Source organism: Paraburkholderia sp. GAS33 (genome assembly GCF_050436645.1).
GTDB lineage: Bacteria > Pseudomonadota > Gammaproteobacteria > Burkholderiales > Burkholderiaceae > Paraburkholderia > Paraburkholderia phenazinium_B.
Genome location: NZ_JBNDMP010000006.1, coordinates 381,689 through 406,863 on the forward strand (window position 1 = coordinate 381,689; position 25,175 = coordinate 406,863).

A 25,175-nucleotide genomic window follows, 5' to 3' on the forward strand; every position below is an offset into this window, starting at 1 on the left:
TTCTCATTCTGATACTCAGATTCTAATGCGAAACAAGTCGCCTGGCCGCCGCTCGTAACTGGCCGCTGCGGGACTCTCGACGGCGCCTGGCGAATACCCGGCGCAGCGTATTTTCTCAGGTTTCCGGTTCGCGAGACCTACAAAAAATTCAGCCAATCCCTACTGAGGAACTGCTTCAGAAGTCGCGCCCGTCTGCCGTAACTTAAAGAGACGTGGGTGCCTTTTGGGCGGATCCGCGGCGGGTGACGTGGCCGCCTTAGAAGTGGCCGATCCATCGCGTTGGCGTGACCCGTTCGGATGACTGTATGCAGCCCTTCTGTGCATCGGACTGGCGATCGCGCCGAACGACTTACCGGGGACCAGAGTTCGATGCAGAAATGGAAGTTTCTTTGGTCGCAGATGCTGTGCTGCTTTTTCGCACCTTTGATGGTGCTCGCGACTGTTTCACCCGCCGCCGCGGCGGGTGCCTGGTACGATGGCTCAACGCCGGTTTTTCGCCATGTCGAAGCACCTAGCAGCATCACGCCCACCGCGATGCTGCAGGACCGGGACGGTCTGATCTGGATCGCTTCGCAGACTGGCCTTGCCAGCTGGGACGGCTACCGCTTTCGCGTCTACATTGGCGATGCCGGCAAGCCCGGCAGCTTGCCTTCCTCTTACATCAATGCCCTGCATGAGGACCGCCAGGGGCGCCTCTGGGTAGGCACGGATAGCGGCGGGCTTGCACGTTTCGACAACTCGACCGGTACATTCTGGACGCTGGGTGCGGGCCCCCAGGGCCTGAGCAGCGCACGCGTCTTCGCGCTTGCCGCTGACGGCCCGGATGGGTTGTGGGTGGGTACGGAAGCCGGACTGGACCGGCTGGATCTGAGCACCGGCAAGGTGCGGCGGGCGGCCGAGGGAGGCAACCCGCCCGGCCTGCCGGCTCGCCGGATCAGCGCTTTGCTCGCTGATCGCAGCGGCAACCTGTGGGCCGGCACGCACGACGGCCTGTTCGTCCTGCGCGCGGGCACCCCGGCTTTCGTGCCGGTGCCGACCGAAAGCATGACCCGCGCTGCTATCGAGGTCTGGCAACTGGCGCAGGACAAGGACGGACGTGTCTGGGTCGGCACGCGTGCGGACGGCGCCTTCGTAATCGAACCTGGCGCCACGATGGCCCGGCAGTTGCACGATAGTGAAAGCGGTGGCGGAAAGGGTGTCGAGACGGACTGGGTTGTCGCGATCGTCGATGTCGGCGACGGCCGGGTGTGGCTCGGTACATGGTCACAGGGCATCGTCCAGGTCGACACGCGGAACTGGACGACCCGGCGCCTGCGCCACGATGCAGGGCTGCCCGGCAGCCTCGCCGAGGATGACGTGGTCGCGCTGCTGCGCGATCACAGCGGACTTATCTGGGCCGGTGGGCCGAGTCTGTTCGATTCGATCGATCCGGCGCAGCGAGCGATTACAACGTGGTATGGCAGCGATGGCCACCTGCTCGGCGGCAAGCACGCGCAGGTCACCTCGGTGTTCGCACGGCCCGACGGCAGCGTCTGGCTCGGCAGCGACAACGGCGGCATCGACATCGTCTCAGCGGAACACGGACACAGCCGGCGCCTCGCGCCCGAGGACGGTCGACCGGACACCGCGCTCCCGAGGAGCTCCGCACTTTCGATGGTCGATGCGCCGGACGGCAGCGTCTACATCGGTACCGCCAAGGGGCTGTACCGCACCCGCGATGGCGGCCGCAGCGTCGAGCGGGCCGCGTTCCCAGGTTTGCCGCCCACGGCACTGGTCAGGGCGCTGTGCGTCGACGGCAACAGGCTCTGGATCGGCGGCCCGAGTGGACTGGCGCAGGTCGACCTGTCTGTCCAGGGTGCGGCGGCGCAAAGCGTCCCGAGTCTGCGGGGCGCAGACATTACGAGCCTTAACTGCCGCGACAACGAGGCGCTGTGGGTCGGTACGCAGACGGGACTCGCGCGCTACTGGCCGGCAACCGGCCACACTGACCGGCCCTGGCCGGAGACGCCGGAGCGGATCGGTTTGCCCAGTAGCTGCGTGACTTCCATCGTGCGCGACAGGCGCGGCTGGCTATGGATCGCGTTCTACGGCGGCGGCGTGCGTGCGCTTGAGCCCGGTCCGCGAGGTGCGGTCTTGCACGTGCACCGTATCGGTCACGAGGATGGTGTGGAGAACAACGCCGCGAACGCGCTGCTGCTCGATGCGAAGGACAATGTCTGGGTGAGCACCGATAGCGGCATCGTGCACATCGACCACGACACGCTGGCCACGACACGGCTGCAACAGGCCGACGGGGTTGGCCTGCTGCCCTATTGGGCCTCTTCGGCCGGTACCACGCTGCAGGGAGATCTGCTGTTCGGCGGCAATGGCTTGACGATCGTGCATCCCGGCGAGTTTCAACCCTCGCGTTTCAAGGCTCCTATCAGGCTCACGGATGCCGATGGCCGATCGATACCGTCGTCCGGAATCACGCTCGGCCCTTCGCAACGCGCAATACAGATCACCTTCGCGCTGCTCGATTACTCGGCCCCCGAGCGCACGCGATACGCCTACCGCCTGGCGGGTCTCGAGGACGCATGGACCGACTCGCCTGCCAACCTTCGGATCGCTCACTATACGAACGTGCCGCCTGGAAACTACGTGCTGCAAGTGCGCGCGTCGAATCGTGCCGGCGGCGAGTGGACGGAGTGGGCGAGCTTGCCGGTGCGCGTTGTGCCAGCGTGGTACGAGACGATTTCCTTTCGTCTGTTCGCGGTGCTGTTCTTGCTGGTGCTCTTCGGTGTACTGATACAGGTACGCACGCGCCTGCTACGCCGGCGTGCTGGGGCACTGGAGGCGCTGGTCGCGCAACGCACGCAGGAACTTCAGCAACGCACCAATGAGCTCCAGCAACGCTCCGACGAACTCGTGCGCCGTACGGCGGAATTGCAGGCCAGTGAACAGCGGCTCGAACAGCTGGCCTACTTCGACGGTTTGACCGGCCTTGCGAACCGGCGGCATTTCAACGACGACCTGCATCTCCTCGTGGGGCAGGCACGCCGGGGCGCCGAATTCGCGCTGGTGCTGGTCGATCTCGACCGCTTCAAGCCGATCAACGACACTTACGGCCACGATGCTGGCGACGAGGTGTTGAAGGCCGTTGGCGCGCGCCTGCGCCAGGCGACGCGCGAGGTCGATCTCGTCGCGCGCCTTGGCGGCGACGAGTTCGCCGTGCTGCTCAGGCAGCCAGGCGAGCGCGAGGCCGTGGCCGCCGTGTGCGAACGCATCATGGCCACGTTCGCCCAGCCAGTTCCGTACCACCACCTTTCGTTAGCGGTCGGCGCGAGCATCGGTGTCGCGCGGTGTCCGCAGGACGCACTCGATGCCCAGACGCTCTACAAGTCCGCCGACATGGCGCTCTACGCGGCAAAAGAAGCCGGCCGCGGCGCCTTGCGCTGGGCCGAGACATCGCACACAGACGAGGCAACCCCACAATGACAATCAACCTGTCCTCTTGCCCGGTGAGAGCTGACTTCTGGAGGCTTCGGTGAGATTCGACGTCACGCAGCGGACTGAACAGTTTCTGAACATCGTCAGAGGTATCGACGCGGTTGTGATGGAGCTCCGGACGCCCGGGGAGGGCGAGGTTCGCAATCGCCGCATGGCAAGGCGCCTGCAGACACTTTCGCAGTGTCTGCGAGCACTGGGCGCGCAGCTTGCCGCAGACATCGCTGTCCAGAACGACGGGCACAGCCGGATGCGCGAGACGCTTGCAGCCAGCGAGCGTCAGTTCCGGACCCTGGCCGAAAATCTGCCGAACTACCTTGCGCGTCATGCCACCGGCGCTGAGATCGTCTATCTGAATCCGCGGCTCGAAGCCATCTTCGGTCTCGGGATCGACAAGGTTGTCGGGAAGGCGCCAAGCCAGCTTTTTCCCGACGGGCGGTTCGAGGGTTACGAAAGCGCCATTCTCGAGGTAGCCCGCACAGGAGAAGAAGGGCAACTGGAATTGCGCTTCACGACGCAGGAGGGAGAGCCCCGCATCCACCACGTCCAGTTGGTCCCGGAACGCGATGAAACGGACGTCATCGTGTCCGTACTGGTTATTGGAGGCGACATTACCGAGCGGCGCCGGGCAGAGCAGGATCTCAAGCATGCGCTCGATTTCGCCGAAGGGGTCATTGCCGCGATCCCCGATATTCTGTTCGAACTGGACCGTGATGGCAGGTATCTGAACGTCTGGACCAAGAATCCGGAATTGCTCGCCATGCCCAAGGAAGAGCTGCTCGGCAAAACGCTCGACGAAGTGTTGCCCGCGCAGCAGGCGAGCGCCGCGATGCGCTCCATCGGGATGGCCGACAGGCAAGGGGTGACCGTTGGCGAGACGCTTATGCTCGACCTGCCGGATGGCAGCCGCCGGTGGTTCGAGTATTCGCTGGCGAAGAAGCTGGGCGAAACGCCCGCGACCGACACGTTCCTCATCTTGTCCCGCGATGTTACGGAGCGCAAACGTATCGAAGAGGTGCTTGCCGGCCGCGAGCGGGAATTCCGGACGCTGGTGGAAAATTCGCCAGACACGATCGTGCGCTATGACAAAGAGCTTAGACGTGTCTATGTCAATCCGATTTCCGCCGCGCTCGTCGAGGGCGGTTTAGCCGCGCTGATCGGCAAGAAACCGTCCGAATGTCCCGGCGGCCCCAATGCCCTGATTTACGAGGAGAAGCTGACGGAAGTATTCGCTAGCGGCAAAGCCGCCGAATTCGAGTTGAGCTGGACAGAAAAGGATGGCGCGCAGTGTTGCCATCTGATCAAGCTGGCTCCGGAATTCGGCGTGCACGGTACGGTTGAACATGTCCTGACCGTGGGCCGCGACATTTCCGAATTGCAGGTTTCACGCCAGAAAATTCACCAGATGGCCTTCTACGATCCGCTCACCGGATTGCCGAACCGTACCGAGTTCAATGAGCGTTTGGTGCGGATTACCAGCGAGGCTGGCGGGCAGCGCAAGTTTGCCAGCGTGATGATGATCGACATGGATCGCTTCAAGGGTATCAACGACACCATGGGGCATGCCGTGGGCGACCAGTTGCTGCGCGACGCGGCTGCGCGTCTGAACCTCTGCGTGCGTTCTTGCGATACCGTGGCCCGCTTCGGGGGCGATGAATTTGCGATTCTTCTTCCGGACATTTGCGATCGTGCCGTTCTGGAGGACATCTCAGTGATGATTCTCGGCAAGTTCGACGAGCCTTTCTACCTGAACGGGAGAGAGGTGTACGTTTCCTGCAGCGTTGGACTTGCCCTGTATCCGCCCGATAGCGTCGTAGCGGACGACCTCGTGAAATACGCGGATCTGGCCATGTACGCGGCCAAGCGTGCCGGCGGCCGGAGCTTTCGCTTCTACTCGAAAGAACTGACGGTCGATGCGACCGCGTACCTGCTACTGGAATCGGAGCTGCGCCGCGCCGTCGAGCGTGACGAACTGGAGTTGCACTATCAGCCGAAGGTACTGCTCGACGGCAATCAGGTGATCGGTTCAGAAGCCTTGCTGCGGTGGCGGCGCCCTGGAGTCGGCCTCGTGCCTCCCAACCAGTTCATTCCGCTTGCCGAGGAGACGGGCCTGATCGCCGATCTGGGTAAGTGGGTCCTGCGCGAGGCTTGCCTCGCCGCAGCGGAATGGAACGCCGGTCGCACAGCGTGCCACACGGTCGCGGTCAATTTGTCGGCGAGGCAGTTTCAGTTTCGCGATCTCGTCCCGATGGTCGGCGAGTTGCTCGAAGAGACCGGCTGTCGTCCTGAATGGCTGGAGCTCGAGATCACGGAGAGCCTGCTGCTCGAGGAAGACGACACCATCTTGGATACGCTTTCGGCGCTCAAGGCCATGGGGCTCTCGATCGCCATCGACGATTTCGGCACCGGCTATTCGGCGTTGAGCTATCTCGCACGGTTTCCGATCGATACGCTGAAGATCGACCGGTCGTTTGTCCAGAAGGTGACCACGGACCGGCGCCACGCGGAACTCGTCAAGGCGATCCTGTCTATCGCACGGTGCCTCGGCCAGCAAGTCGTTGCGGAAGGAGTCGAAACGGCGGAACAGGCAGACTTCCTGCTGGCGAACGGGTGTCAGGTCGCGCAGGGGTTTCGGTATAGCAAGCCGCTGGCGAAGTCCGATATGGCCACGCTGCCACGGCTACTCGAACTGGATGCGGCCACGGAGCCTTGATCCCGTCAGCAGGCTTGCTGGGCATCCGGGAACGGGCGCTGGCCGTTGGCGCAACCGGTCGTTTTCAGCAAGCGTGGCCACGGCACGTCGGTACAACTTCATATCCCCGTGGGGGAGAGCGGGGCTTCGGACGAAGTGTGATATGCGGCTGCCCGGATTCGCGTGAGTTATAACAATATAAATCGGGTGATGAATAATTTGCCGACATAAAATCAACACAAATATCATTCGGGAATTATTTCTCTAATATGCAATTCAATAAGCATATTATCCAACCTTACATAAGTAATTTTCATTCCAAAAATAAAATATAGACGTGCTTGATTTTTCACAATTGTTCAGACAATATTTGTTCGCAGTATCACTGCATCGCAAAATCCTGGAAGCCATTGTCCTATATGGATGTGGCTGTATGCCAATGCGCTGCCTGTTGCACTGCATTCGATAAAGTGCAAATCAATTTTTCATTCAATTAAGAATGAAGGGGGTTCTATGCCGGTTGAAAAAACAATCGTTCGTCTACCCAATTATCTTTGCGTACAGGCTGAGCGGCATATCTTCGAGGCTGACCGGAAAAGCGTAATTCTCGTGAATGGGGCCCTCGCAACATCAGCTTCATTTGGGCAAACAATCAAATACCTTGGCGAACGATATAACGTTATCTGTTTCGACCTGCCTTATGCCGGCGAATCCCGGCAGCACAACCGCAGCGAGTTCCTGCTGACCAAGGACGACGAGGCGGAGATTCTGCTGCATCTGATCAATCACTTCGAGCCGAGCTACCTGTATTCCGTGTCCTGGGGCGGCCTTGCGGCGCTGCTGGCCCTGGCGCGGCGGCCCGCCAGTATCGAAGGCGCGGTAATCGGCTCGTTCTCGCCGTTTCTCAACGATGCGATGATCGCCTATGTCAGTCAGGCGCGGGACATGCTCGAGGCCGGCGAGCACCTGCAGGCCGCCCAGCTATTGAACGACACCGTAGGCAAGCACCTGCCGCGTATCCTGAAGCTGCTGAACTACCGTTATCTCACCGGCCTGCCGAAGGAAGATCAGCGCCGCGTCTCGTTCCACGCCGAACAGATCCTGGCGCTGAAGCCGGAAAGCTACCTCGGCAAGCTGGCCGAGATTCGCTGCCGGCTCAAGTTCCTCAACGGCGAGCTCGACGAATACACCACCGCGGAGGACATTCGTGTCCTCGCCCGCTACGTCATGCACGCGCAGTTCGCTGCGGTGCCGAACACGGGGCATTTCCTCGAACTGGAAGGGCGAACCCAGGCGGCCGCCATCCGTGAGGAAATCCTCGGTTTCTTCGGTGTAGCTCAAGAGTTCGGTCGTTCACGACCTGAGGTGCCGTCTTCTCTGTCCGTCGCGCAAACGTTTGCGACCCCCGGAATGAACGTGGATTTCGGAGGTTGAAAATGACGATCTATCACTCGATTGCCGTTCTCGGCCCGTGGGCCGTGTGGCTCGCCTACTGGATGAAGGCCTCCTCGTGGGCGAAGAAAACCGTCAGGCGCGAGGATCGTTTGTCGCGCACGATCCAGTCGATTCCGTTGATCGTGGGCTGTGCGCTGGTGGTATTACCGGACCGGCTGGCCGGCGCCTGGAGTCTTGCGGACGCGCACTTCGATTCGCAACAATGGATCGGGCTGGCGATTATCGTGGCCGGGCTGAGTTTTTCGGTCTGGGGGCGGCGCCATCTCGGCTCGAACTGGAGCGTATCGGTCACCTTGAAGGCGGATCACGAACTGGTCCGCAGCGGACCTTATGCGCTCGTGCGCCATCCGATCTACACCGGCTGTCTGTTCGCCATCGCCGGCGCCGCTCTGGTTACGGAGGAGTGGCGCGGAGTGGTCGGCTTCGCGCTCATCTTTGCTTCGCTGGCCTATAAGGTCCGCGTCGAGGAGCAGTGGTTGTCGGAGCATTTCGGCGACCCCTACCGCACCTATCGCCGCGAAGTGAGGGCGCTTGTGCCCTGGGTCTATTGAGCGGCGCACGACCCATGGCTCACATCGTTATTACCGCGATCGGTTCGGCCGGCGACGTTCATCCATTCATCGGGATTGGCCGGGCTTTGGCGCAACGGCGGCACCGGATCGTGCTTTGCACGCATCCGCAATTCGCGCCGCTGGCCGAGCAGCACGGTTTTGCGTTCGTGCCGATCGGCACGTGGGACGAGTATGCGCGGGCGATGGCCAGCCCCGCGCTCTGGAACCCGCGGACGTCGTTTCGCACGCTGTGGAGCATCGTCGCGCCGTCGATCCGGCCGCACTTCGATGAGCTTGCCGCGCTCACGACCTCCGACACGGTACTGGTCGGCTCGCTGTGGGCGTTCGCTGCCCGCCTGATGCAGGAAGTTCACGGCACGCCATACCTATCTGTTCAGGTGTCGCCTTCGACGCTGCTGTCCGCCAGCGCGCCGCCGACCCACAAGCGTATGACCGTGCCCATGTGGCTGCCGCTTCCGCTCAGGGCAAAGTGCATGGAGATGATCGAGACAGGCATTATCGACAGGGCTTGCGGCCCCGCGCTGAACGACGTCCGGCAGGGCCTGGGACTGCCACCGGCGAGCCGCATCCTCGGCCGCTGGCTGCACTCGCCGGACGGCGTGCTGTGTCTGTTTCCGGAGTGGTTTGCGGCCGCGCAGCCAGACTGGCCGCGCAACCATTTCATGGCGGGTTTCCCGCTTTTCAACGATGTGTCGCCCGGCGCGTTCGACGACGAGCTGAGTGCTTTCCTTTCGTCGGGCAAACGGCCGGTGGTCTTCACACCGGGCTCCACGCTTATCGACGAGCGGGCGTATTTCGGCGCCGTCGACGAAGCGCTGCGCCGTACCGGCGCACGCGCTATCGTCCTCGCCCGCAACGTGGGAGACCGGTGGCATGCGCGCGCCGACGTGCTGGTGCGCGACTTTGTGCCGATGCGCAAGCTTCTGCCTCACTGCGCGGCGCTGGTTCATCACGGCGGGATCGGCACGGCTGCATTGGCATTCGAAGCAGGCATTGCGCAGGTGGTCACGCCGTTTGCGCACGATCAGTTCGACAACGCGCAGCGCGTCGCGCAGAGCGGTTGTGGCATCCGGATCGACAGCCCGGCGAGCGGTAAGGCGCTGGCGTCCGCACTCTCGCGCATCGCCACGGACCCATGGGTCGCGGCGCGCTGCACGATCGCCAGACAACGGATTGGCACCGCCCCCGACGCCTGCGAAGCCGCCGCGCAATACATCGAGCGTCTGGCCGAGCGACGTGCCGCTGCCGGCACGCGTCCCGCAGACCGTAAGACCCTGGGAACAGCACGGTCCATATGAGTACTTCAAGCGACGTAGTCATACCGGATCTCAGCGCTCGCGAGGCGCCGCCTTTGCGCGGCACGATGCTCGCCTTGCTGACGTTTGCGCTTTCACTCGCCACCTTCATCGAGGTGCTCGATTCGACCGTGACGAACGTCGCCGTGCCGTCCATCGCGGGCAGTCTCGCCGTGTCGAATTCACAGGCGACCTGGGTCATCAGTTCGTATTCGGTTGCGGCGGCGATTGCCGTGCCGCTGACCGGCTGGCTGTCGCAACGGATCGGCGAGGCGCGCCTGTTCGTCTGGTCCGTGCTGCTATTCACGCTGACTTCGCTGCTATGCGGGATGGCGGGCAACCTGGAACTGCTGGTGGTATGCCGTGCGATGCAGGGGCTCTGTTCAGGCCCAATGGTGCCGCTTTCACAGGCCATCCTGCTGCGTGCGTTTCCGCCGGAAAGGCGTGTGCTGGCGCTGGCGTTGTGGGCCATGACAGTTCTGCTCGCGCCGATCTTCGGGCCGGTGCTGGGCGGCTGGATCATCGACCAGTTTTCCTGGCCGTGGATTTTCTTCATCAATCTGCCAATCGGGTTGTTTGCCTTCGCGGCATGCGCCGCGCTGCTGCGACGCGAGCCACCCGATCCGCATCAGCCGCCGATGGACGTGATGGGTATCGTGCTGCTCGTAGTCGGTGTGGGGGCGCTGCAGGGCGTGCTCGACCTCGGGCGCGATCACGGCTGGTTCGACTCGTCCCTGATCGTCGGGCTTTCGCTGATCGCCGCGCTCGCTTTGGTCTCGCTGCTGATCTGGGAATCGGCCGAGCCCTATCCGGTGATCGATCTCAGCCTGTTTCGCGACCGCACGTTTTCGTTCGGCGTGGCGATCATTTCGCTCGGAATGGTGAGCTTCTCGGTGATCGGTGTCATCTTTCCGCTCTGGCTGCAAACCGTGATGGGGTACACCGCATTCCAGGCGGGATTGACAGTTGCGCCGCTCGGCATCCTTGCGCTGGTTTTTTCCATGCTGGTCGGCATGTTTCTGGATCGCTTCGATGCGCGCGTCGTCACGTCGTTTGGTTTCCTGGTGTTTTTTGCCGTGCTGTCGTGGGACGCGCACTTCACCCTGACGATGTCGTTCTGGCAGATCGTCACGCCGACCTTCATTCAAGGCATCGGCCTGCCGTGCTTTTTTATCCCGTTGAGCGCGGCCATCCTGTCGCGTATCCCCAACGAAAAACTGGCGGCGGCCTCGGGTCTGTCGAATTTTTTGCGCACGCTTTCGGCCGCTTTCGGCACCGCGCTCAGTGTTACCTGGTGGGACAACCGCGCCGCGCATCACTATGGCAATCTCGCGCAGTCGGTGACGCATGCGTCCACCGGCACGAGCCTGTTCATGCGATCGCTGCAAACGCTTGGACTAGGCCCCAATCAGCTGGCCGCCGTGCGCAGTGTGGTCGAGCAACAGGCCTACATGATGGCGACCAACGACCTGTTCTATATGGCGAGCCTCGTGTGCCTCGCACTCGCCGTGCTGATGTGGGCCACCAGGCCGTGGCGCGGCATCTCCGCGGCGCGCGCCAGACATTGACGCGTATGGGGAGATAACGATCATGAGCGAAACGATCACCTCTGCGGGCAGCGCGGGCGCCACCGAGAGCGCCGCGCCGTTGCTCGGCGCGCTGGTGGTGTTGTATCGTCCGACGCCCGAGCAGCTTACGCATCTGCTCGAACTGTGCGAACCTGGCGTGCCGGTGCTGGTCGTCGACAATTCGCCGGTGCCTGCTGCCTCGATTGCCGATGGACTGGCCGCGCACGGTATTGCATATCTTCGTAATGCCAATCGTGGCGGGATTGCCGGCGCCTACAACCGGGGCCTTGCGCACCTGTTCGAACGCGGTATCGGTGCGGTGGCGCTGTTCGATCAGGATTCGCTGGCGAGTGCCGATTACTTTCGCGTGATGCGCGAGTCCTGCGCGGCGCTCGGCGCACGAGCCTTCGCTATCGGGCCGCGTATCTACGACGAGAACATCGGCCGCTTCCTGCCGCAGATGTACAGCAACGGCTTTTCGATCCGCACGCTGGCCTTCGAAGCGGGAGCATCGTTGCAGCCGTGCTCCTTTCTCCTGTCTTCCGGTTGCGTCATTTCTCGCCTCGCTTATGAGCGGCTGGGTGCGTTCGATGAACCGTTGTTTATCGACCACGTCGACACGGAATATTCATTGCGCGCGTTGCAGCGTGGCGTACCTTTTTATGTGGAGCCACGGCTCATCCTGTCACATCGCATCGGCGAAAAACGGCAGCACCGGTTCGGTCCGATACGCCTTACTTCGATGAACCATCCGGCGTTTCGCCGCTATTACATGGCACGCAACGGCATGCATCTGTGTCTGCAATACACGCTATCGCTTCCGGTCGCGCTTATCCCTAACTTCATCACTCTCATGCAGGTGTGGCAGGTGTTGCTCTTCGAGTCCGGCAAGCTGGCGAAGCTTTCCGGCATCGCCTGCGGGATTGTCGACGGTATGTTTGGCAGGCTGGGTCCGCTCGAAACCGCGCGTCCGCGGCTCGCCGCCCGTCTGGCGCGCGGCTGAACGATGGCGATCGAACTCTGCCATGTCCAGCACGCGTTAAAGCGCTTATGGGCTTTAACATCGGCTACTTTGCTGAGCGGTTTGTGTGTACTGAGCGGTTGCGCGGACCACACCCCCTATCAGCCGCTTGCCATGCGCTCGCCGGGTCCGCAGGAACTGGCGCAGACCACGAAAGATGCAGGCGGCGCGTGGCCGGAGGCACAATGGTTCGCATCGTTTCATGACCGGCAACTCGACGCGCTGGTCTCAGAAGCGCTTGCCGGCAATCCGGACATTCAGATTGCCGGCGCGCGGATCGCCGAGGCGCAGTCGCAACTCGAACGGTTCGCCTCGGGCACGGGTCTGACGGGGACGGCGACGGCGGCAGCCTACAAGGCGCGCTTTCCTGCCGTCGACGGGGCGGCGAGCGTGAATTTCGATGGCACCACGGTACCGATCGATCTCTTTAGCGACCCGTGGGTGTCGCCGGGGAGCGTGATCGTCGGCGCCAACTACGAACTGGATCTGTGGGGCAAGAACCGCGCGCTCACCCAGGCGCTGGTGTCGGCACGCGATGCTGCGCGCGTCGATGCGCAGCAGGCTCGCCTGACCCTCACCACTTCGCTTGTCACCCTCTACGGCCAACTGGCCTACGCGTATGCGAGGCGCGACCTGATAGAGGCGCGACGCCATGAAGCCGAGCAACTCGATGCGATCCGGCGCACGCGCGAGGCGAGGGGCATCGACAACACTTACAGCGCGCAGCAGGAACAGATCGAGCAGGCGGCGCTTCGCATGCAGTTGCAGACGATCGACGATTCGATCACGCAGACGCAGTTGCAGATTGGAGCGCTGACCGGCGCGGGACCGGAACGCGGGCTCTCGTTGCAACGGCCGACGCTCACCGATAGCGACGCCTTGTCCGTGCCCGCGAACCTGCCGCTCGAACTGCTCGGCCGGCGCCCCGATATTGTCGCGGCCAGGCTGCGTGTGCAGGCCGCAACCGCAAAGATCGATGCTACCCGCGCGGAGTTCTACCCGAACATCAATCTGTCTGCTGGGGGTGGCCTGTCGTCGTTGAGTCTCGGCTCGCTGTTCTCGAGCGCGTCGGCATTCTTTGCCATCGGTCCTGCCGTGTCCCTGCCGATTTTCGAACGTGGCCAGTTGCGCTCGCAACTGCATGGCGACTTTGCACAAGCAGACGAGACGATCGCGCTGTACAACAAGACACTCGATGGGGCTCTTGCCGAGGTGTCCAGATCGATTGCGACGATGCGCAGCCTTACGACACTCATCGATGAGCAGCAACGCGTCCTCGCCGCGCGTGAGCAGATGATCGCGGTCGCGACTGAACGGCAGCGCCGCGGCCTGATTCCACAGGCGGATGTTCTCGCGCAACACGATATGAAACTCGACGAGCAACAGCGGCTTCTCGAACTCGAGGCACAACGGCGCGATGCGGACATTGCGTTGATCCGCGCGCTGGGCGGCGGCTTCGACGAGGCGAGCCAGACGGGTACCGCTGCGGCTTCACCCGCCGCGACCCGCCAGCCCGCGATTCAGGACTCGCCCGCAAGCCAGAGTGATAATCGCTCATCCAACAATCCTTCCTCTAGCTGAATCGCATGAGTACAGAAAACCTGCCCGGCGAACGCATGGCATTTGCGCATCGCGATCCAAGGAAGATTTCGCGCCGAAACCGCCTGTTTATGCTGCTGTTCGGCGTGGCGGCGGTTGCGGCCGCCGCGGTAGGTGTGAACTGGTTTGTCTCCGGCCGCTTCTTTGAGGAAACGGATAACGCGTATGTCGCCGGCAACGTGGTGCCGATCGCCGCGCAGGTGGCGGGCACCGCGCGGGAGGTGCTGGTGGGCAATACGCAGTACGTCAAGGCCGGACAGCCGCTGGTGCGGCTCGACGATACAGAAGCGCGTATTGCGCTTGGGCAGGCCGAGGGGGACCTCATCCGCGCAGTGCGGCAGACGCGCAGCGCCCAGTTCGCCAATGCAATGTACCGCGCTGCGGTCGACGCCCGTGCGGCGGAACTCGCACAGGCCGAGCAGGCACTGAAGGCGCGCTCGGGTGCCACCGTGCAGGTGGTGTCCGGCGAAGAGTACGAGCGCGCGAGAGAGGCCGTTGCCGTTGCGCAGGCCAATCTGGCCGCGGCGCGCAGCCAGCTTGCCAGCGGACTCGCGGCGAGTGGTTCGGGGAACGTGGAGGACGATCCAGCCGTGTCGCTGGCAGTGCAGCAACTGAAGCTTGCGTATGTCAGGCTCGCGCGCACGACGCTCGTGGCGCCCGTCGAAGGCGCCGTGGCTCAGCGCGCCGTGCAGATTGGTCAACCCGTTGCGCCCGGCGCCCAGCTGATGACGGTGGTGCCGGTCAGGCAACTCTGGATCGAGGCGAACTTCAAGGAAGGGCAAGTCCGCAACCTGCGCATCGGCCAGCCGGTTTCCGCAGTCTCCGACCTGTATGGTTCGGGGATGGTATTCCATGGCCGCATCGGTGGACTGTCACCCGGAACGGGCAGTGCGTTTTCGATGTTGCCGCCGCAAAACGCGGCCGGCAACTGGATCAAGGTCGTGCAGCGCGTACCGGTGATCGTTTCTCTCGACCCGGCGGAACTGGTTGCGCATCCGCTGCGGGTTGGGTTGTCGATGGTCGTGTCGGTCGACACGCATCAACGTGACGGAGCGTTGGCCAGTGCCACCGATCCCGCAGGGGCAAGCATTGCGCCTGTCGCCAACAATGAGACAGAACAGGCCGACGCCCTGGCGCGGAAACTTATTGAGGAAAACGATGTTTCCGGTTCCCATGATGCAAACGGCCAGCGGCCCGGAGGCGCCAGCCGTTAATTTCATGCAAACGGCCCGCGCCTTGAAGGCGCCGGCCTTTAGTGTCACAACCGACGATCAGCTCGATACGTACGACACGTATGGCCCGCTTCCGCCGCCGGCCGACGATGTACCGGTAATGCCGAAGTACACATGCCGCCCGTAGAAGAACGGCAGCCCGAAGTCAAAGCTGCCGGACAGATACGCACCGAGATCGTTGAATGCGTAGTTGCCCGTCGCAAACAGCGTGGTCGCGTTGGCAATGTTGAAACCAATGCTTGCGCTCGATGAGTTGGAACCCGTGACCGTAGCCGACAGACCCAACGTGCTCGACGGTGTGTACCACGTGCTGCTGTTCTGGGAAATACTCGAGTCCGCGAAGAAAAGACCGTTTGAGCCTGTGTCGAAGAACGCGTTGTCCGTATAGGTGGTGCCGTTAAACGTTGCCGTTACGTCGCCATACTCGTCTGTGGTGAAGACGGTCGCGCTCGTGCCGGATAGCACATTGTTGGTCTCGGTATCGATGCCAAACACCAGTGTTCCGGACGCCGTGCTCCCTCCGCTATCGGAGACCTGTGAGATCTCGACGATCACGCCGTTGTTGTCGGTCGTGAAATACTGGACCGGGTTGCCCACCTGCGATGCGAGAGCCTCTGTGGTGGCCGTGCACGTCGAGCTGCCGCAAGCATAGTAGGCGGCGCTTTGTGAGCCGCTCACGCAACTCGAGCCACAGTCCTGGGGCCGCACGCCTACGCCGAGGATACCGTTCGCGCCGAGCAGCGCCGGCGTGCTGAGCGCAGTACTGACCTGACAGTCCGACGGAGCCGACTCGGCGAGCGTCGAGTCGGTCATGATGTGGATCGGCACGTTTTCCGCAATCTCGCTGGACATCTTGATGTCTGCGCTGCGAACCGTGCCCCACGTGTAGCCGCTACCGAAGATCGCGCATTCGGCGATCGTGTCGCTGGTTGAGGATTGCGTTTGCGTCGTCAGCGTCGAGAGCGTTGTGCTCGGTACGACGGACGCATACAAACGCAGTCCGTACGAACCGGTATCGAGAAGGACGTTGTCGATGGTCGAACAGTTCGACGCAGCGTTACTTCCCGGCGTGCAAACCGTCACGCTTACCATCGGGCGGTTTTTGTTGCCGTACGGTGCAGACGAAATCGTGATGGGAACCGTGTTGGTCGCGCTGCTGGACGTCGGCGTGGCCGACGCATCGGTGGCGAGCGTCGACGTGCTGGTCGAGGAACTGGTGGTGCTGCTGCTCGTACTACTGGAAGTACCGGAACTCGTTGTGCTGGAGGTCGTTGAATTCGAACTGCCTCCGCCGCCGCATGCGGCGAGGCCAATCGTCAATGCCGCGACCATAACCCCGAAAATTGCTCGCATTGTTCTGTTTCCCGTTTATTGGATGTCGTCGGCACTGAACCCTTGCGGGAATGCCTGAGGCAGGTACGCACGACCGGTGTAGGCCCCCATGTGGCCGCCCGTCTGTACCACGAGCCCGGACTGCTGAACCGATAGCGGGCCGGAGCCTCCACCCATCGTCGCGCGTGCGGTGGACAAGCCCTGCAGATAAGCGGAGAAGTAAGTGCCTAGCAAGGTATTGAGCGGTGCGATCTTTGGACCGTGCCATGTGATGGCAAAGACGGTGCCGCTTTGCGCCACGTACTCACTGACGACCGTGCCGGACGTAAGGGTGGTTTGGTTCACGCTGTACGTGACCGAGGCGGTGCTCTGGCGTTGCGCGAGGATCGTCACGTTGTTGGCGCCGCTCGACGACCAGGTCGGCGGCCCCCCGAGTTCCGCGTATGCGGGTGTCGCGGTTTCAAACGTCGCCATTGCAATAGCTATTGCGACGCAGAGCTGACTGGTACGCATTGGTTTCCTTTGTTTTTTGAGGACGGCCCGGGCGTCCTTATTGGGTTTATGCACAGCGAGTAGAAGGTGAAAGACGAAGACACACGACGAATCCCGCGTCGCGCTCATATCGAGTCGAAGCTGACTGAATATCGGAAAATAGTTGGATAACTTTATACTTTCTTACGAAAGATAAATTCGGATAAATAATTCAGGGTTTTAAACGCGTTGTTCGGTATTTCCCTACGCGCCATTCAGACAAGCCTGAATTGAAAATGGCGTGCCAATGCTCGTCGACAGATCATTGGCTATTTCGGGACGCCGTCGACGGGAACGGCGAGCGCCGGCCCCGGGAGGTTGTGTGGATACTTGAATGCTGCCAGCCGGTTTGTCAGCTCTTGTAAGACTCGTCACGCCGATCAAGAAGACGCAACATCGCCGGCCATTCCATCACGCCAAACGGCCGCCGAACCTGCGGTCGATATAGATGGTTCGTTTTTTCAACCACCGCTTGCGGCGGCACATGCAGCGGCGTATTGCATGCCATTGCGTCGACCTGAGCGCGACACGCCATCTCGAGCCAATACATCGCGTTAAAGGCCTCGGCGATACTTTTCCCTACCGACAATAGTCCGTGGTTGCGCAAGATCATCACGTCGCGCTCGCCGAGGTCGTTTACCAGCCGGCTCTGCTCGTCCAGATCCACCGCGACACCTTCGTACTCGTGATAGGCAATGGAATCGAAGCGCATCGCCATCTGGGTAAGCGGCAGGAGACCGCACTCCAGCACGGAGACGGCCATGCCCGCGCGTGTATGCGTGTGAATGACACATTCCACGTCGTGGCGAGCGGCGTGTATCGCGCTATGGATCACGTAGCCGGCGCGATTGACGCTGAAGTTGTCGTCGACATTGAAGAGGACATTGCCGTCGAGATCGACTTTGACGAGGCTCGACGCTGTAATTTCTTCGTACATCATCCCGTAAGGGTTGATGAGGAATTCTGTATGGCTGCCCGGGACTCTCGCGGTGATGTGGTTATAGATGAGATCCGACATGCCGAAATGGGCGATGAGCCGGTACGACGCAGCAAGGTTGATGCGCGTATTCCACTCGGCTTCAGAAACAATATCTTGTACACGTCGGGAAGGGTTGTTCATCGTTTCTCCGTTGCAGGTTTAACGTTGGCCGCTGAGCGGCGGGAACCCTTGCAACGTAGCACTTTTTGACGAGACGCGTCGGTGCCGGCGGCCCCTGGACGTGTTTGTCCGGGCCTTCTTTTTATCTGATCGGCATGCGAAAGCTGAAGCGCGTTTCGTCTTCCGTCGAAGCGACCTCGATCGTGCCGCCGTGGGCGCGTGCGATCTCGGCGACGATGTAGAGCCCGAGTCCCAGTCCTTGCTGGTCGGCGGCGAGCGCGCCGCGCGTGAACGGCGCGAACAGCAGCTTTTGGCTTTCGTGCGGAATTTGCGGCCCCTTGTTGCTGACCGAGAGGATGAAGTCGGTATCCGCGGATACGTTGACCTCGACCGGATCTGTTTGCGAACCGTAAATCAGCGCATTCTTGAGGAGATTGGACAGGAGCCGCGCCATGTAGACCGGGTCCGTTTCGACCGGGTGCCGCAGTGACAGGGTGACTTCGATCTGGCGCCCCGGATGAGCGAGGCGCAACTCTTCGACGGCGTGACGCAAGGCGGGCTCCAGCCCTTCGCGGCTAAGGCGCAGGGAGATGCCGTTGCCGAGCCGGCCGCGCGACATGTCCGAGAGATCATCAATCAGGGCGGCCATATGATCCGCGCTTCTGGCGATGGCCTCCGAAATTGCGCGTGCCTTGTCGTCCAGCTTGCTGCGGAGCAAGAATGTTGCACCCGCGCTGATGGCGACGAGCGGATTGCGAAGATCGTGACCAAGCACCGCGATCGACTGATGGTGCAGCGCGTTCAGCGCAAGGGCGTCGGAAAGTCGAGCTTCGGTTTCCGCGAGCCGCATGCCAGCTTCCTCGGCATCCTGCGGGGCGTCGTGCATGGCGGCCGTGCCTGGCAATGTGCACGCCGCACCGCCATCGAGCTGGCCCGGTTCCGTGCTGTTCGAGCGCGGGCTATGCAGCACGAGGCCGTGTCTTTCGAGGACGTCTCTGACTTGCCCCGCTTCGATGCGGTCATGCTGGTAACTGCACATGCAGATGAGACGCCGCCCATGGACCGCCTCGTCAACGCCGGATTCATAATCGAGAAAGCCACTCCAGTTCGCTTTGTCCACCCACGCGCAATTGCCGTTGGTGCGCAGACCGCGGTAGCCGGCGGCAAGCGCCTCCTGCTCGCGTTGCACGAGACCTGCGACGAGCGCCTGTGGCCGCAGCGGTTCGCCCTGCTTGTAGAAGGCACTCGTGTCCTGGATCTCGATCTGACCGCTTTGCTCGCGTGCGTCGAGGTCGGGGACGACCGCGCGCAGTGCGGAGCGCGCCTCGTCTGCGTCGAGCGGTGTACCGGTTACCCACAGGCAACGCTCGTTGTTCTCAAGACCCGCCCGAAAGAAGGGAATAATAAGGTCGCGCAAATCTGCGGCCGAACCGTAAAGTTGACCGATATGGCTTCCCCAGGCGAGGGAAGGCAGCGCCGCGATGCCGGATGGCGCGTGGTAGTCCGCGGAATCTTCTTGCATCCGTGTAATTTAGCAGATGCGCATTCATTTGGAATGATGCGTCCGCTAATGCCGCTATGCTGCGGCTGGCACCCCGCCGGATGTCTTCAACCCCGCAATCGCGATCACCGCGCCTGCCATCATCAATACACCTGCCAGTACCACGGCGGTGTGCAGTCCGGTGACGGGATTGCCTGCCGTTCTGGCGATGAGCGAACCGAAGATACCCACGCCGAGTGCGCCTCCAATTTGACGCGCCGTGTTCAGCAAACCTGAAGCGATACCGACGGAACGGGGCTCCACATGCGCGAGGAGGGCGGTGTTGATCGACGGTACGGCCAGCGCGACGCCAACGCCGATTGCCAGCAACGGAGCGGTGATTATCAGGTCACTGCTGTTGACCTCGAGCAGCGCCAGCGACAGAAAACCGAGCCCCGCCACGGCCTGCCCGACGACCATCGGAAGACGGTAGCCGAATCGTGAGGTGAGCGCGCCGGATGCGAGGTTCGCTACGGTGACAACGGCGGTCATCGGCAGGAAAGCCAGACCAGTCTCGAGCGGCGTGTAGTGCCGGACATGCTGGAAGAAGAGGCTCATGGCGAACATCAGCCCGTAATAGCCAAAGTTGAGCGACAGTCCGATCAACGAACTTACGCTGACCGCCGGTATACGGAACAGCGACAGCGGCAGCATCGGTTCCTTTTGCCGCGCTTCCGCCAGCACGAACAACGCGCCGAACACGACGAAACAAACGATACCCGTCATCACAGCCGGGCTACCCCAGCCCAACCTGCCACTTTCGACGACGGCGAACATCAACGCCACCAGCGCAACCACCGCTAGCATCTGGCCGGTCAGATCGATACGGCGTGCCGCGTGACGGAGGGTATCGGGCGCATGGGCGAGCGTCAGCCAGATGCCGGCAATGCCGAACGGCACGTTGATCAGAAAGATGCTTGGCCAACCGAAGCGGTCGATCAGCAAGCCGCCCACGAGCGGGCCGGCACCCAGCGCCAGCGCGGCGGTTCCGGCCCAGATACTCACGGCTTTGGCGCGCGCCCGCGGGTCGGGAAAGGCCGCGCTCAGCAGCGATAGCGACGACGGCACACACAGCGCCGCCCCGACGCCTTGTACCGTACGCGCCGCGACAAGCGTGAGCGCTCCGGGCGCGAAGCCGCATGCTACCGACGCCAATGTGAAGATCGCAAAGCCGCCGACGAAAACGCGCCGCGCGCCTAACCGGTCGCCGAGTGCGCCGGCGCTGAGCAGCAGGGCGGCGAAGGCGAGCGTATAGGCGTTGAGCACCCATTCGAGCTCCGTCGAGCTGACGGATAAAGTTTCCTGAATCCGCCCGAGAGCGACATTCACGACCGTCACGTCGAGGCAGATGATGACGAAGCCAAGACTGGCGGCGAGCAGGGCGAGACGCGGAGATCGGGTCGATTGTCTGTGCATGATGGTCGGTGGGGTAGAGCGCGTTTAGGGACTCAAGCGGATCAGGCGGGTTCGCCTGACCGATAGCCATGTCCCACTCTAATCCCCCAGTCAGGCTTGATAAACCGCCTGCAAATTGGCACAGAACCCACTAATATTGGGGAATGGACCTTCTCAAAGCGATGATGGTGTTTGTGCGCGTAGTCGAGACCGGCAGCTTGACGGCGGCCGGTTTCGCCTGCGATCTGTCGCCCACCATGGTCGGCAATCACCTCCAGGCGCTGGAGGACAGACTCGGCACTCGGCTTATCCACCGCACCACGCGCAAGCAGCAGATCAGCGCGTTCGGGCAAGCCTATTACGAGCGCTGTGTCGAGATTCTCGGTCTCGTCAGCGATACCGAGCGATTGGCGCTCGATCATCTCGGGACGCCGCGTGGACGCCTGCGTATTACCGCCCCGGTGATTTTCAGCAACGAGTGCCTGGTTCCAGCCATCGCGGATTATTGCCAGCGCTACCCCGAGGTGCAGTTGGATGTCGTCGCCACCGATGGCTTGTCGGATCTGATTGAGGACGGTTTCGAAGCGGCCATTCGTATCGGTACGCCGGGCAACCCTGACCTCGTTGCGCGTCCGTTGCGGGCGTATCGCCTCGTGCTCTGTGCGTCATCCGCGTATCTGGATGCGAGCGGCGTACCGGCGACGCCGGAGGATCTTCGTGCGCACCAATGTCTGACCTACGCTTATCCGCTGCGCTCCGAAATGCACGCGGCGCAACCGGAGTGGACGCTGTCCGGCACGAATGGAACGGTGAGCGTTCCGGTCAGAGGCCGCTTGAGAATCGACAATTCAGAAGCGCTCCGCAGGGCCTTGCTGGCCGGCATGGGGATCGCGATGTTGCCGGGCATTCTGGTCGACGCGGATATCGAGGCGGGCAGGTTGATCGAAGTGTTGCCTGGCTATGCCGCGCCCATGCGGCAGATCAACCTGCTTTATTTGCGCGACCGGCAGATGTCGCCGAAGCTTCGTAGTTTCGTCGAGTTTGTGGTGGAGCGGTTTGGGGCCGGCTCCGATTCGCGGGGTTGACGACGTGGAACCCGGAGCCGACCGTCATCAGCTGGCCGGTGCCTGGCTAGCGACGAAGACCGCCAGTTGAGCGGCGAAGGCGCGCTGGTATGCGGGCCGCGCTTCGCCGCGGGCGACATAGGCGGCAAGGTTCGGATATTCGTCCAGCAGACCCGATGCTCTCAACCTGAGTAGCACCGCCACCATCATAAGGTCGCCTGCGCTGAACGCACCATCGAGCCATTCGGCGTTGCCAAGGCGATCGGAAAGGTCGCCCAGCCGGTCACGGATGCGATCCTCGACGAGAGGCAGGCGTTCCTCGTACCAGGACTTGTCGCGCTCCTGAAACCTGATGGTCTGAAGATCGAGGATCGGCGGCTCAACCGTGTTGAGTGCGGCGAACATCCATGTGATCGCACGAGCCCGCGCATCCGGGTCCTCAGGTAGCAGGCCCGCATGGTGCTGTGCGAGATGGAACACAATTGCGCCTGACTCGAACAGGGCAAGAGGGCCTTCCTCATAGGTCGGAATCTGCCCAAAAGGATGCAGCGCCCGATGCGCCGGCTCCTTCATTGCACCGAACGAAACAAGACGAACCTCGTAGGGTTGGCCTACTTCTTCGAACGCCCAGCGAACACGCATGTCGCGCGCCAGTCCCCTGCCGCGATCGGGTGACTGTTCAAAACACGTGATAACGGGGGGCAGTGAAGGGGGCATGGTATTTCTCCTTTGCTGGATGTCTCGTTGAGTGGGCGACACGCAATCCGGGTGCTTACCTGCTAGACGTTGGAGATAGGGCTAAATCGACATCCCATCCGCAAACTCCTGCTGGTATTTTCGCGCCGCACAAAAACGGCCACGGGTGGGCTTCATGTCTGCCCGCCGGCGAATCCAATAGCGATGCAGGATACCAACGGTCTCGTCATCGTTACTACCGATATAGGTCGCCCCGAACGGATGCTATTGTTCCCTGCGCATTCTTAATAGATGCACTGTAGCTGGCAAATGTTGCTCCACGATCGCACCACGCATCGGAGAACAGACAATGTCCAACAGCAATACGCGGCGGAGCCTGTACCGCGTCATCCGCACCGGTGTGACAATCGCGGCGCTCGGGCTCGCAGTTTCGGCCTACGCGGCGGGCGACCCCATCAAGATCGGGGTGATCGGCGAGGAGTCGGCGGTAGCCGGCGCGTCTATCACAAAGGCCGCCCAGCTCGCAGCGGACGAGATCAACGCGCACGGTGGCGTCGACGGCCGGCAGATCCAGATCATCGCTTACGATGACCACTCGTCGGCCTCGGAAGGCGTGCGCGCATTCCAGCGCGCCGCTAGCCAGGACAAGGTCGTGGCCGTGATCGGCAGCTACATCAGCGAGGTGGCGCTTGCGATGGAGCCCTGGTCAGCACGCCTCAAGATGCCGTTTATCACGCCAGGCGCGGCGAGCAACGACATCTCGAAGCAGGTCCACGACGACTACGATCACTACAAATACACCTTCCACGGCTGGATGACCTCGGCCTTCATTGCCCAGTCGATCTGCGACTTCTCGCATGACATCCTGGTCGGCCAGTTCAAGATGAAGACGACGGTCGTGATGAGCGAGGATGCCGCCTGGACCAAGCCGCTGGACGAACGTTACCTCGAGTGTCTGCCGAAGGCGGGACTCAAGGTGCTCGATCACATCCGCTTCAATCCGGATACGACGGACTTCACGCCGATCTACAACCAGATCGAAAGCAAGCATCCCGACACGATCACCACCGGCATCAGCCATGTTGGGGTGCAACCTACGGTGCAGTGGCATGACCAGCAGGTGCCTATCCCGCTGACCGGGCAGAGTTCGCAGGCTACGACCACCAGCTTCTGGAAGGACACCAACGGCGCGACCGAAGGCGTCATCACGGCGTCTGCCGCCGCGCCAGGCGTGGCGATCACGCCCAAGACCGTGCCCTTCGTCGATGCGTACACCAAACAGTTTGGCGTATCGCCAGCCTATTGCGGCTTCACGAGCTACGACCTCGTTTATATCCTCGCGGACGCGATCAAGCGCAATAACGGCGCAACAGATCCCGACAAGATGGTCGATGCGCTCGAGAAGACGGACTACGTCGGGACGATCGGCCGCTGGCAGTTCTATGGCCGCAACGATCAGTTCACCCATGCGCTGAAATACGGTCCGGGTTACATCACGGGTATCAACCTGCAATGGCAGGACGGCAAGCAGGTCGCGATCTGGCCGAAAGCGCTCGCCAATGGAACCGTGAAGTTCCCATCCTTCATCAAGCTGCAGCAGGCAAACGCCAACTAGTCGCGCAACGCGGAGGTGGCCGGGCGCCGGGGTTATCCGGCATCCCGGCGTCATCGCAGGCGACGGATTCCCGCCGTTGGCCGAACCAGAGGGTAGCGTATGGTCTGGCTGCAAATTCTCATCGACGGTTTTGCTATCAGCTCGCTCTACGCATTGGGCGCGATCGGCTTTACGCTGATTTTCGGCGTGTCCGGCGTTCTCAATCTCGCTCACGGCGGCGTGATGCTGGTTGCTGCGTTGATGGGCTGGATGCTGGCCGGCGAGGCCGGCCTCGGCACCTGGCTTGGCACGCTGCTCGGCGTGCTCTCCGGCCTCGTTGCGGCGTACATCACCTATCTGATGGTGGTGCGGCCGATTCAACGCTCCGCCGCGATTCCGCACGAAGAGAAAGAGATTTTCGTGCTGACCGGCACCTTGCTGTGGGGCATCATGATCCAGCAGGGCATGGCCTATCTGTTCACTGACAATCCGGTGACGATGCGCCCGCTGTTTCCAGGCGTCGTGGTCATCGCGGGCGTGCGTACGCCGATCAACGAGGTGATGATCGCGGTCGTTTGCTGGGTCGTCATCGGGCTGTTGTGGTTCTTTGTCAATCGCACGCGGGCCGGCAAAGCGCTGCTCGCGGCTTCGATGAACCCGCGTGGGCTGACGTTGCTTGGGTTCGAATTGTCCCGTGTCTATCTGCTCGCCTGGACCCTTTACGGCGTGCTCGCCGGCGTCGCGGGCGTGCTGCTGGCGTCGTTCCTCGGTGTCAGTTCCAACAACACGGGTCAACTGACGGCCAGCGCTTTTTCGATCGTGGTGCTAGGCGGTCTTGGCAGCGTGTCGGGTTCGCTGATGGCCGCGTATGTGGTCGGCTATCTCGAGACCATTACCGCCTACCTGATCGCACCGACGCTGCGCCCCATGCCTGCGCTCGTGCTGCTGGTGCTCGTGGTGTACCTGCGGCCGCAGGGTTTTCTGGGGCGGCGCTAGCCGAAGGA

The 25,175-nt window shown here is 62.1% G+C and carries 19 protein-coding genes; 13 read left to right on the forward strand and 6 right to left on the reverse strand.

Features of this window, described 5'->3' with window-relative positions; genetic code table 11:
* Window positions 1–369 precede the first annotated feature (369 nt).
* From P3T24_RS21165 to P3T24_RS21205, 9 genes are all read left to right on the forward strand, one after another.
* Entirely contained in the window at window positions 370–3,477 is a 3,108-nt protein-coding gene (locus tag P3T24_RS21165; protein WP_429437472.1) for a diguanylate cyclase domain-containing protein, read from the forward strand.
* Between the two features lie 49 nt (window positions 3,478–3,526).
* Window positions 3,527–6,199 (forward strand): sensor domain-containing protein, encoded by a 2,673-nt coding sequence (locus P3T24_RS21170; protein WP_429437475.1) that lies wholly within the window; start codon window positions 3,527–3,529, stop codon window positions 6,197–6,199.
* Window positions 6,200–6,691: 492 nt separating this feature from the next.
* Window positions 6,692–7,612 carry an alpha/beta fold hydrolase gene (locus P3T24_RS21175; RefSeq protein ID WP_429437477.1) on the forward strand — a complete coding sequence of 307 codons (921 nt, stop codon included), beginning with the start codon at window positions 6,692–6,694 and terminating at the stop codon, window positions 7,610–7,612.
* A gap of 2 nt (window positions 7,613–7,614) precedes the next feature.
* Window positions 7,615–8,184 (forward strand): methyltransferase family protein, encoded by a 570-nt coding sequence (locus tag P3T24_RS21180; RefSeq protein ID WP_429437480.1) that lies wholly within the window; start codon window positions 7,615–7,617, stop codon window positions 8,182–8,184.
* Between the two features lie 14 nt (window positions 8,185–8,198).
* The gene (locus P3T24_RS21185) at window positions 8,199–9,503 is read left to right on the forward strand and encodes a glycosyltransferase (RefSeq protein WP_429437483.1); all 1,305 of its coding nucleotides are present in this window, start codon (window positions 8,199–8,201) and stop codon (window positions 9,501–9,503) included.
* Window positions 9,500–11,068 carry a DHA2 family efflux MFS transporter permease subunit gene (locus P3T24_RS21190; RefSeq protein ID WP_429437486.1) on the forward strand — a complete coding sequence of 523 codons (1,569 nt, stop codon included), beginning with the start codon at window positions 9,500–9,502 and terminating at the stop codon, window positions 11,066–11,068. The genes P3T24_RS21185 and P3T24_RS21190 overlap by 4 nt, the downstream gene beginning before the upstream one ends.
* 22 nt (window positions 11,069–11,090) lie before the next feature.
* Window positions 11,091–12,071, forward strand: a complete 981-nt coding sequence (locus P3T24_RS21195; RefSeq protein WP_429437489.1) for a glycosyltransferase family 2 protein — start codon at window positions 11,091–11,093, stop codon at window positions 12,069–12,071.
* A gap of 3 nt (window positions 12,072–12,074) precedes the next feature.
* Entirely contained in the window at window positions 12,075–13,670 is a 1,596-nt protein-coding gene (locus P3T24_RS21200) for an efflux transporter outer membrane subunit (RefSeq protein ID WP_429437492.1), read from the forward strand.
* 5 nt (window positions 13,671–13,675) lie between these two features.
* The gene (locus tag P3T24_RS21205) at window positions 13,676–14,902 is read left to right on the forward strand and encodes an HlyD family efflux transporter periplasmic adaptor subunit (protein ID WP_429437494.1); all 1,227 of its coding nucleotides are present in this window, start codon (window positions 13,676–13,678) and stop codon (window positions 14,900–14,902) included.
* Window positions 14,903–14,959: 57 nt separating this feature from the next.
* On the opposite strand, the gene P3T24_RS21210 is transcribed toward P3T24_RS21205, so the two are convergent.
* On the reverse strand, window positions 14,960–16,054 hold the full coding sequence (locus P3T24_RS21210) for a DUF3443 domain-containing protein (protein WP_429437588.1): 1,095 nt from the start codon (window positions 16,052–16,054) through the stop codon (window positions 14,960–14,962).
* On the opposite strand from P3T24_RS21210, the gene P3T24_RS21215 reads away from it, so the two are divergent.
* Window positions 15,954–16,331, forward strand: coding sequence for a hypothetical protein (locus P3T24_RS21215; protein ID WP_429437594.1), 378 nt, complete (start codon window positions 15,954–15,956; stop codon window positions 16,329–16,331). The genes P3T24_RS21210 and P3T24_RS21215 overlap by 101 nt on opposite strands.
* Here P3T24_RS21215 and P3T24_RS21220 read toward each other — a convergent pair.
* The 4 genes from P3T24_RS21220 to P3T24_RS21235 form a co-directional block, all read right to left on the reverse strand.
* The gene (locus tag P3T24_RS21220; RefSeq protein WP_429437496.1) at window positions 16,289–16,765 is read right to left on the reverse strand and encodes a DUF2844 domain-containing protein; all 477 of its coding nucleotides are present in this window, start codon (window positions 16,763–16,765) and stop codon (window positions 16,289–16,291) included. The two genes, P3T24_RS21215 and P3T24_RS21220, sit on opposite strands and share 43 nt — an antisense overlap.
* Window positions 16,766–17,135: 370 nt before the next feature.
* Complete coding sequence (locus P3T24_RS21225; RefSeq protein ID WP_074267898.1) at window positions 17,136–17,903, reverse strand: class II aldolase/adducin family protein; 768 nt, start codon at window positions 17,901–17,903, stop codon at window positions 17,136–17,138.
* 121 nt (window positions 17,904–18,024) lie between these two features.
* On the reverse strand, window positions 18,025–19,404 hold the full coding sequence (locus tag P3T24_RS21230) for an MEDS domain-containing protein (RefSeq protein ID WP_429437498.1): 1,380 nt from the start codon (window positions 19,402–19,404) through the stop codon (window positions 18,025–18,027).
* Between the two features lie 54 nt (window positions 19,405–19,458).
* Entirely contained in the window at window positions 19,459–20,838 is a 1,380-nt protein-coding gene (locus P3T24_RS21235; protein WP_429437501.1) for an MFS transporter, read from the reverse strand.
* Between the two features lie 143 nt (window positions 20,839–20,981).
* On the opposite strand from P3T24_RS21235, the gene P3T24_RS21240 reads away from it, so the two are divergent.
* Window positions 20,982–21,902 (forward strand): LysR family transcriptional regulator, encoded by a 921-nt coding sequence (locus P3T24_RS21240; protein ID WP_429437503.1) that lies wholly within the window; start codon window positions 20,982–20,984, stop codon window positions 21,900–21,902.
* 27 nt (window positions 21,903–21,929) lie between these two features.
* On the opposite strand, the gene P3T24_RS21245 is transcribed toward P3T24_RS21240, so the two are convergent.
* A complete protein-coding gene (locus P3T24_RS21245; RefSeq protein WP_429408881.1) occupies window positions 21,930–22,598 on the reverse strand; it encodes a glutathione S-transferase family protein in 669 nt (222 codons plus the stop codon).
* A gap of 328 nt (window positions 22,599–22,926) precedes the next feature.
* Between P3T24_RS21245 and P3T24_RS21250 the strand changes: the two genes are divergently transcribed.
* Window positions 22,927–24,192, forward strand: coding sequence for an ABC transporter substrate-binding protein (locus P3T24_RS21250; protein WP_429408880.1), 1,266 nt, complete (start codon window positions 22,927–22,929; stop codon window positions 24,190–24,192).
* 99 nt (window positions 24,193–24,291) lie between these two features.
* Window positions 24,292–25,167, forward strand: coding sequence for a branched-chain amino acid ABC transporter permease (locus P3T24_RS21255; protein ID WP_074267903.1), 876 nt, complete (start codon window positions 24,292–24,294; stop codon window positions 25,165–25,167).
* The last annotated feature ends 8 nt before the right edge of the window (window positions 25,168–25,175 follow it).

Bases quoted from the DNA above. Each gene is read 5' to 3' on its own strand.
- P3T24_RS21180 (WP_429437480.1), top strand. From the start codon at position 7,615: ATGACGATCTATCACTCGATTGCCGTTCTCGGCCCGTGGGCCGTGTGG.
- P3T24_RS21220 (WP_429437496.1), bottom strand. From the start codon at position 16,765: ATGCGTACCAGTCAGCTCTGCGTCGCAATAGCTATTGCAATGGCGACG.
- P3T24_RS21205 (WP_429437494.1), top strand. From the start codon at position 13,676: ATGAGTACAGAAAACCTGCCCGGCGAACGCATGGCATTTGCGCATCGC.
- P3T24_RS21190 (WP_429437486.1), top strand. From the start codon at position 9,500: ATGAGTACTTCAAGCGACGTAGTCATACCGGATCTCAGCGCTCGCGAG.
- P3T24_RS21215 (WP_429437594.1), top strand. From the start codon at position 15,954: ATGGTCGAACAGTTCGACGCAGCGTTACTTCCCGGCGTGCAAACCGTC.
- P3T24_RS21230 (WP_429437498.1), bottom strand. From the start codon at position 19,404: ATGCAAGAAGATTCCGCGGACTACCACGCGCCATCCGGCATCGCGGCG.
- P3T24_RS21200 (WP_429437492.1), top strand. From the start codon at position 12,075: ATGGCGATCGAACTCTGCCATGTCCAGCACGCGTTAAAGCGCTTATGG.
- P3T24_RS21250 (WP_429408880.1), top strand. From the start codon at position 22,927: ATGTCCAACAGCAATACGCGGCGGAGCCTGTACCGCGTCATCCGCACC.
- P3T24_RS21175 (WP_429437477.1), top strand. From the start codon at position 6,692: ATGCCGGTTGAAAAAACAATCGTTCGTCTACCCAATTATCTTTGCGTA.
- P3T24_RS21225 (WP_074267898.1), bottom strand. From the start codon at position 17,903: ATGAACAACCCTTCCCGACGTGTACAAGATATTGTTTCTGAAGCCGAG.
- P3T24_RS21235 (WP_429437501.1), bottom strand. From the start codon at position 20,838: ATGCACAGACAATCGACCCGATCTCCGCGTCTCGCCCTGCTCGCCGCC.
- P3T24_RS21240 (WP_429437503.1), top strand. From the start codon at position 20,982: ATGGACCTTCTCAAAGCGATGATGGTGTTTGTGCGCGTAGTCGAGACC.
- P3T24_RS21245 (WP_429408881.1), bottom strand. From the start codon at position 22,598: ATGCCCCCTTCACTGCCCCCCGTTATCACGTGTTTTGAACAGTCACCC.
- P3T24_RS21165 (WP_429437472.1), top strand. From the start codon at position 370: ATGCAGAAATGGAAGTTTCTTTGGTCGCAGATGCTGTGCTGCTTTTTC.
- P3T24_RS21255 (WP_074267903.1), top strand. From the start codon at position 24,292: ATGGTCTGGCTGCAAATTCTCATCGACGGTTTTGCTATCAGCTCGCTC.
- P3T24_RS21185 (WP_429437483.1), top strand. From the start codon at position 8,199: ATGGCTCACATCGTTATTACCGCGATCGGTTCGGCCGGCGACGTTCAT.
- P3T24_RS21195 (WP_429437489.1), top strand. From the start codon at position 11,091: ATGAGCGAAACGATCACCTCTGCGGGCAGCGCGGGCGCCACCGAGAGC.